Origin of the sequence: Metasolibacillus meyeri (genome assembly GCF_003049505.1) — a bacterium.
In the GTDB taxonomy this organism is placed as follows: Bacteria; Bacillota; Bacilli; order Bacillales_A; family Planococcaceae; genus Metasolibacillus; species Metasolibacillus meyeri.
In genome coordinates this window covers 1-7,633 of sequence record NZ_PYWN01000246.1, presented here as the reverse complement: position 1 = coordinate 7,633, position 7,633 = coordinate 1, and the positions used below count along the sequence as shown (strand labels likewise).

The 7,633-nt window shown below is 30.7% G+C and carries 9 protein-coding genes and 2 pseudogenes; 3 read left to right on the top strand and 8 right to left on the bottom strand.

Annotation, left to right across the window (positions count from 1 at the left end):
* Positions 1-223: 223 nt before the first annotated feature.
* The gene (locus tag C9J34_RS22885) at positions 224-469 is read right to left on the bottom strand and encodes a Rha family transcriptional regulator (protein WP_107842172.1); all 246 of its coding nucleotides are present in this window, start codon (positions 467-469) and stop codon (positions 224-226) included.
* 76 nt (positions 470-545) lie between these two features.
* Here C9J34_RS22885 and C9J34_RS22730 point away from each other — a divergent pair.
* Both C9J34_RS22730 and C9J34_RS22725 read left to right on the top strand, forming a co-directional pair.
* Positions 546-633 (top strand): annotated as a pseudogene (locus C9J34_RS22730) (antA/AntB antirepressor family protein); the annotation flags it as partial.
* Between the two features lie 18 nt (positions 634-651).
* On the top strand, positions 652-786 hold the full coding sequence (locus C9J34_RS22725; protein WP_274523382.1) for an antA/AntB antirepressor family protein: 135 nt from the start codon (positions 652-654) through the stop codon (positions 784-786).
* Here C9J34_RS22725 and C9J34_RS21360 read toward each other — a convergent pair.
* From C9J34_RS21360 to C9J34_RS22250, 3 genes are all read right to left on the bottom strand, one after another.
* Positions 777-1,190: a hypothetical protein gene (locus tag C9J34_RS21360; protein WP_202973694.1), complete on the bottom strand. Its 414-nt coding sequence runs from the start codon at positions 1,188-1,190 to the stop codon at positions 777-779. The genes C9J34_RS22725 and C9J34_RS21360 overlap by 10 nt on opposite strands.
* A gap of 96 nt (positions 1,191-1,286) precedes the next feature.
* Positions 1,287-2,087, bottom strand: a complete 801-nt coding sequence (locus C9J34_RS21355; RefSeq protein ID WP_107842171.1) for a hypothetical protein — start codon at positions 2,085-2,087, stop codon at positions 1,287-1,289.
* 86 nt (positions 2,088-2,173) lie between these two features.
* The gene (locus C9J34_RS22250) at positions 2,174-2,326 is read right to left on the bottom strand and encodes a hypothetical protein (RefSeq protein ID WP_193769139.1); all 153 of its coding nucleotides are present in this window, start codon (positions 2,324-2,326) and stop codon (positions 2,174-2,176) included.
* Between the two features lie 139 nt (positions 2,327-2,465).
* Here C9J34_RS22250 and C9J34_RS21350 point away from each other — a divergent pair, with 139 nt between their 5' ends.
* The gene (locus tag C9J34_RS21350) at positions 2,466-2,798 is read left to right on the top strand and encodes a helix-turn-helix domain-containing protein (RefSeq protein ID WP_238600756.1); all 333 of its coding nucleotides are present in this window, start codon (positions 2,466-2,468) and stop codon (positions 2,796-2,798) included.
* A 406-nt stretch (positions 2,799-3,204) separates the two neighbouring features.
* On the opposite strand, the gene C9J34_RS21345 is transcribed toward C9J34_RS21350, so the two are convergent.
* The 4 genes and pseudogenes from C9J34_RS21345 to C9J34_RS21330 form a co-directional block, all read right to left on the bottom strand.
* Positions 3,205-4,626 (bottom strand): hypothetical protein, encoded by a 1,422-nt coding sequence (locus C9J34_RS21345; protein WP_107842169.1) that lies wholly within the window; start codon positions 4,624-4,626, stop codon positions 3,205-3,207.
* Between the two features lie 298 nt (positions 4,627-4,924).
* Positions 4,925-5,836 (bottom strand): AbiTii domain-containing protein, encoded by a 912-nt coding sequence (locus C9J34_RS21340; protein WP_107842168.1) that lies wholly within the window; start codon positions 5,834-5,836, stop codon positions 4,925-4,927.
* A gap of 175 nt (positions 5,837-6,011) precedes the next feature.
* Positions 6,012-6,125, bottom strand: a pseudogene (locus C9J34_RS22775) (recombinase family protein); the annotation flags it as partial.
* 558 nt (positions 6,126-6,683) lie between these two features.
* Positions 6,684-7,633 (bottom strand): hypothetical protein (locus C9J34_RS21330; protein ID WP_238600754.1); only part of this gene is annotated, 950 nt, incomplete at its 5' end.

Genomic DNA, 7,633 nt, shown 5'->3' with positions numbered 1-7,633 from the left:
CATGGCGATGAATTCGGAATTTGTCGGCTTTGATTTTAAATGATGCACCGTGTAATTGTTGATATATCAAGGTTTAACAGGACTTTAACTAACTAAAGTATTAAGAAGTTTATCGGTTTACATCAAGGAAGTTTATTGCTTAATAAATTTCCTTATACTACCGATTTTACTCTCTATTTGTAGTTAATACAAGCTATAGCATATAAAAATTAATCAAATACAATCATCCGTCTGTCATTTTATTAGCAACCATTTCACAACCCTTTTTCGTGAGTAGGTAGCAAGGCAATGTCCGACCTGTGCTATCTGTATACGAGTGATTAATAAAGAATTCACTCACCACAAAATTGTTGTTAGTCATAGTTTGAACAAACCCCTTAGTCTTACCATCTTTCGTCCCCTCTAACATTCGTAGGATTTCCCAATGTTGTTTACCTACCATTTCCGCCACATCACGACTATCAGTCACTAATTGTCCTTCAAATTCTACTACTTGTAAATTAGTAAACCTGTATAAAATAGATAAAGGAGAAAAGGTAGTGTTAGGGCATGAGTTGTATGAGTATTTGGAAGTGAAAACATCTTATAAAGACTGGTTTCCAAGAATGTGTGAGTACGGCTTTACAGAAGGATTAGACTTTAAGCTCATTTTTGAGCGAAAGTACAGGTGGTAGACCATTAACAAATCATATCATCAAACTTGACATGGCAAAGGAGATATCCATGATTAGGATAAAGAAAAAAGACTACAGCAATTTACACTGTAATCTTTATATTTACCTTTGATGCATCTTACCCAATATCAGCATTGTACAAGCAAATACCATAGACATTAATGCCAGAATAAAATATGCAGTAGTATATGTGCCGTTAATAATATAGTTATAGGCATCTCCCCCAACATAAGCATTTTTACTATAACTACTTAAATAGTCACTATCACCATAATTTTCATATACAAACATTTTGTAAAAGCCTAGAGATACAAAAGCAACGGTAGCAATAAAACCGATGATTGAAAATCCTATAAACCTTTCCTTTCCCACGTTATTTGTGTGTGGTACTCTATCTTTCTCAGTGCTATTAGATACACTCTCAGTTGTTTCTTTTGTATTTAAAGAACTTTTTTCATTTAACTCCTCTAACGACTTTTTCAATTCTTCCCTTTTCTCAAATTCTTCTAAACTCACAATAAAACCCCCTCATTAATTAATATCCACCTATCCATACAAACATCTCACCAGTATCTCAAATTTATTTTTCCTATCCTTAGAAACAAAAAGGAATTAGTAATATTTAGTGCTTAAAACTCGAGCCATATTTCCTTGATTATTTTTATAGACAGAAGAAGGTATCTCGGCAATTATCATCATATTCACTTCCCCCCTCAACATTGCATCATAGAGTACATTAAATGAATCTCGATGAAAATATAAATACCATGAATCTGAATAACTTCCATCAATCGGTGTTATATGACCACAAAAGTACGCAGATTCATTTGTGAATCCATAGTTATAGTAATCACACAGTTCCACACTTCCATTTATAAAGAACTTTTTATCTAAATTGTTTTTCATATTATATTGAACTTCTTTAGCTGTTAAATTGACGCCTTGGCTAGACAAAAATTCTTGCTCTTGTGTTACCATTTTAGCTGCAGCAGAATTTACATTATCTGCAATATAAGATTCAATTAAAGCTAAGTTCAATTTAGTTCTCTTTAAATCTGAACCTAACTTTTCAGCTAATGCTTTATAGATTTCAGGATATTCAGAGTCACCTTGTATTTTGTAAAGTAGCGAGGATATTACCAATAAATGAAAATCTATAATTAATTCTTTATCTCCTTTACTTTCAGCCAAACTATTTAATTCATCTGCCAAACCATCAGGAACTAAACCACCTTCTTTTGTAATTTTATTCACATATAATGTATATTGAATGACTCTATCCCATACTTCTTGACTTACATCATTTGGCTTATTGCTACCAGATAAATTTTTCCCATTGTATATAAAATATGTTGTTCCTCCTACAATAAAAAATAATAGTATTACAATAGTAACTAATAATTTATTTTTCATATCATTTCTCCTTTACCTCAGTATGTTTAATAAAAAAGTAATTTCTATAGGCTACATTTTCAAAAATAAAGAACTAATTTCAATATTTATTTATGAATACCTCCTCCATCATCCTTCTCAATCTCTTGATTAGATTGTGCAAACTCTAAAGCCTGTAAAACAGCGAGAATATAACGTTTTCCTTCATCATTTAGTCTTTCAAATCTTTCTTCAAATTGTTGTTGCTCATCATTTCCCATAAAAATTCTCCTCCAATACTCTCTATAGAAGAATTATATATTTACTTAGAGAGTATTTCAACCATATTTATAATTCAAGTACTTTCATTGTGAGTAGAAATGTGATATTTTGAATTCAACAACAAAGAGGTGATATATATTGTCTTCTGTAAATCAGCGTGTTAAGCAAGTTAGATTAGCTTTAAATTTATCGCAAGCAAAGTTTGCTACAGCTATTTCTATATCTAATGGTTATATAGCTGGTATAGAACTAGGGAATCGGAAAGTAAACGAGCGCATTATAAAACTTATCTGTGCTACTTTCAATGTAAATGAAGTTTGGTTAAAAAATGAAGAAGGTGATATGTTCAACAGTCCTACGGATATCAAGTTTGAGACGGCTATGATTTTTTTTAAAGAATTGAATCCTGAATATCAAGATTTTGTTTTAAAACAGATTGATGCTCTGTTAGAAATCCAAAATAAAAAATAGGATTATCATTCATTGCAAATAGTCATGCTGGCACTGTTCGATATTACTTATAAACCCTTTCATTGCTCATAATTATAGAGCCTATTTAATTAAACAATGGTGGAGTATGTGACTTAAACAGTCGTTAAATTATTTATTCCTGCTATCTGGATAGAATAGGTATGTTAATCTACGAGAATCAAAATACATTCAATGATGTAAAATAGCCCCCTTACCTATCAACCAGATAGATGAAGGGGGCTTTCTTATGCAGGTTTTAATAAAATTATGTTTTTATTCTACTCTTTGAGGAAGACTTGTAACCGTCAACCCCAATTGAACATTTTTTGCTCATTAACGATGAACACTGTTTTATCGGAAAATAGGAGGTCTATATCAAATTACCTTTAAAGTAATTATGAGGAACCTAACCTTGTTCACTATCACAGCTACTATTAATTATCTCTAAGACTTCACTGTAATCACTTAAATTAATATCTGGGATATTCCTTATTTTATCTTTGTTTTTACAAATTATCCGCTTACATCTTGATTTATAACTCTGTCCATTCATGATGGAACTGTGATTAGACCTTGAAGCCATACTTTCTTCTAAGTTAACAAGAGCATAATTTAGGGTAGCTATACATTCACTATCCCATTCCAAATAATTGAAACAAAGTTCTATAAATTCAGACTTATTTGATTGAAACATACCGTAATTATTATACTGTGAACTTGCATCAGTTTTAAAGAACCAACTTGAAACTTCAAAAATATATTTTTTGAACACACCATTACGGTTAAGTATCTGCAACTTTCTCTCATCTGGCTCAAAGGCATCTATTAGCTCTAGCGTTTGTTTATTCACAATTCCTTTAATATCTACATGCGCTGGAAATCTATATAAAATTTCAGCAAAAACAATCCAAAAGTTTTTTTTGAAATCATATGTAAAATAGTATGAACTATTTAACCAATCGCATAAATCGTTCACAACAAATTTTGAGTTGATAGATACAGACATTTCGAGTAGTTGAGGATAATAGCTGTAGAAGTTAAAGAAATGCATCGCATGGCTCGAAATGACTTCTACTATTCCTTCTCTTACATTTTCATAATTCGACTCCAGTATATCTTGCCAAAATTTCGTATTTGAATCGTTAACGAATTGTCCCTTTCCATTATGGCGACCCTCTAATTTTTCAAATAGTTTTTGGAAGAAATACTTAGAGTTTTTCTTATAAACTACGTTTACATCATTCATTATTATCTTTACGGAGTCTTGTTCAACTATCTCTGGGAAAGGATAGTATTGATAAAGATTTTTTAATTCCCTTAATAAATACTCTTCTCCACCAAGAACATAAAAATTACTTAAATTATCCATCAAATAGTTCCAAAAGCATTCTACCGTTGAACTATCAATCGTTATACGTCCTTTCGCATGAGCACAATCATTTCTGATATTTTTCCAATAATTATAGGCTATTTTAACCTGTTCACCATTTGTAAAATCTAAAATCGCTATATCTTTTTTGTTACCACTTGAACAAGACGCTTCTACAATTGAATTTAAATGATTTTCCCAACTACTATCATCTTCTAGTTTTTTCACAATTTCATTTTCCCAAAATTTAGGGTCAGACTTAACAAGCTCTTTACCATAAGTACACCCCAAAATTCTACCTCTCAAAGTAACTTTAAAAGAAAGATAAGACATGATAAAAGCAGACTTATATGCTCCCATTTTATAACAACGTACTGATTCTTCAAATAAGTCATTAGCTGCTTCATATTCTTTAAAAGGCTTATTTTCCTCAACCCATTTTTCAATTTTTAGCTTCATATGATACCTCCTGATTTTTATAAAATAAAAGACTCGTAACTTATAGACTTCCAATAATCATTTTGAATTATGCAACGCATAAAACAAACCGAATATTATGAAAAAACAAAATATTAAAACTCTACATTTATTCAGTATTCATGTTTCCCTAGATAAATTAGCGAGATAATAACCAAGTATCTAAACATTTCACAAAATCTTCTGTGCGGTCTTAGGCATATACAACGAACCAATTTAAACGATGGTTTTACATGTCATATCAAGTGTGAACGAGCGGCAATAAAACCCTTTTAAACCTTTATAACGAGGCTAATAATAGTGAAATCACTTGCAAAATCCCTGTTGCAACCATGCTTCCTGTTACCCCTTCTGCTATACTTCTGATAGTTTGCAAACTCTCTTTAATAATATTTTTTTTAGGTTTAGGAGAGAAAGCTTGAGCTTCTAATACCATCAATTCAGCCTTCAACTCTTCCCTAGTTTCCTCCTCTGATATACTGTTTAATAATTCTTTTCCCTGCTCAATTATCTCCTTCAAACTTTCTATTTTAAACTCTACACCTGAAATAGTTTGAACTGAGTTATCACTACTCTGTTGAATTTGTGAGTTCATCATTGTACCAATATGATTGTAAATATTCGTAATTTGAGTTGCCGATTTTTTCTCATTATCACTGAATGTCATATTTTCTCCTTTGATTCCCCTTCCTTCTAAGTCTAATGTCCATTCTAAAATGATATCTCTAACTCTATTAGTCACATTTTCAAATTGTGGAACAGGTATATGTAATGAAGTTTCAAATGCCACACCTGAAGATTTCATCCATTTCATTTGAAGAGCAGGTGGAAACTTATACTCTAATATATCGCTATTCATTTTTTTTGCTCCATCAATAAGACTTTCTATCTCAGATAATGATTGTAATAATGGTTGTCTACTCCATTCATTTTCCTTATCTCCACTAATAATCGCTGGGATAAATCCCCTATATGGATTCCAAGCCTTTAAATGTCCTTGTACATACCGATAGCAAGGGATATTTTCATGAGAGACATTTTGATATCCTTCCATTTCATTTTTTAACCATACTGAAAGTTCATCCAATTCAAGCTTTCTTGATAAAACAAATGCTTTTCTAATCAACCCTGTTATTGAACCGCCATTACTAAGAGCTTCTGACTGTAGCTCTACTACTAAAGATTGAATCATACCTACCAACTCCTTCAACTGTATCTTAACAGCAGAATCAATGTTTGTGAAATAATCCCATCCTAAATTTATAAGAATGGTGAGTGGCTCCAAAACTCCTATAATCCAATTATTCTATCATAAATATCTAAATATGACCTTCTAATCAACAATATTTATTCACAGTTTCTAGAATGGCTACTGCTATTCCCTCAGCTTGATGTTGTTTGATAGTTATAGGCTCCTGTTCAGCCATTGAAGTGTATACCTCGATAATGATGTTGTTAATCATATCAATTACCCACTCTTGACCTTCCTCTATACCACACTCTATCTTCACAAACTCCTGCCGACGCTTCAAACGTCATATACAAATCTCTACATACTGGTGAACAAGTAAATGCTCACTCAAGTAACCTGTAAACCCTTGATATGACTAGCTTTAAATATTTCAGATATTAAGTCCTGACACCAATCAATCGTAGTAGGTCATATGTTTATTTTCAAGTAAAATCGCTATATCCTTGATACTTTTAGGTTCTTCACCTACTACATTATCGAGAATTGCTTGAATTCACCTTTATTTTCCTATTTCATATAAAAAGTTATGTTATAGATGCAATAACAGTAATAAAATCCGAACTAAAGCCTTCTTACTGATACTACCTATAACATGACTTGAAATGCCTTCAATTAAAGATTAGAATTTCTTATATTTCAGTGGAATATTGAATATTTACGAACTTGGTTCGAAGACTTACTTATTTCATTTTATATCAAAAGTTCATCAAACAAAGCCTTTCGTAACATCTTCAATTCACATGAGTTCAATAGGTCATAAAAATGTAAAAACTAGAATTTGATTATTTTATAGATTTGAGTACAACGTATAAATTGGAAATGATACAATACCATTTTTTTGCTCATTGTTTAGACAACTAAATATTTTTTGAGCAGGAATTTTTAACCCTAAAATAACATAAGCTACAAACCTCATTGGTTGATTATCCCCATCTGTTATAGAGTATAAAAATTCTTCTTCTTCTTCAGTGATTGACTCTGATAATCTCTTTTTTATTTGTAAAAGATTCAATTTATAGACTTCATTACCTTCAGTAATAAAAATTAATTCATTCAATAAATATCTTGCTAAATCTAGATATTTTACCTCTTCGGTTATATCAAATGCTGCAATTAATCCTAATGATAAGTCATTATTTGAAGCTAATGACTTATCGTGAGAGTCAATTCTAAATGATTCATTATAAACTTCAAACTCAAAATTAGTTAATGTGATTAAATCTTTTAATTGATATGCACTAAAGATACTGACTTTATAATGGTCATCTGTATTTGGATTGAACATTCCTTTTGTTTTAGGAATAAAAGCTCCTAATTTGCTGAATATTTCCCTGTTAAACATACTATAGTATAAATCATCATCAGTATTTTTAAATAAAATCAACGTAATATAATCTGAAAGTTCTATACGAAGAATAGTATGGTCTTCAAATCCTTGTTCCGCCTTAAATCTAGTATAATTTTTCTCTTCAAAAATATTATAAATACTATCGAATAAGTAATCTAAGTTTTCTCTCTCATCAAACTCATACTTACCACTAATACCTATTCTATTACAAATATCCATTAGCTTTTCATACTTATTTATTTCTTCATCAATATTCATAAATTGTCCCTTATCATCCAAAAAGCTGCTTATGTGGTAAACACTAAAGGGAAATTTATTTTTTAGAGCAATATATTTTAAGGTTTTTAATGATTTTATATGGGAATCAAGATTTTTTAGCCTTATTGTAT

Coding starts and splice junctions, on each gene's coding strand:
- C9J34_RS21355 (WP_107842171.1), bottom strand. CDS start 2,087: ATGAAAAATAAATTATTAGTTACTATTGTAATACTATTATTTTTTATT.
- C9J34_RS22250 (WP_193769139.1), bottom strand. CDS start 2,326: ATGGGAAATGATGAGCAACAACAATTTGAAGAAAGATTTGAAAGACTA.
- C9J34_RS21340 (WP_107842168.1), bottom strand. CDS start 5,836: ATGATTCAATCTTTAGTAGTAGAGCTACAGTCAGAAGCTCTTAGTAAT.
- C9J34_RS21345 (WP_107842169.1), bottom strand. CDS start 4,626: ATGAAGCTAAAAATTGAAAAATGGGTTGAGGAAAATAAGCCTTTTAAA.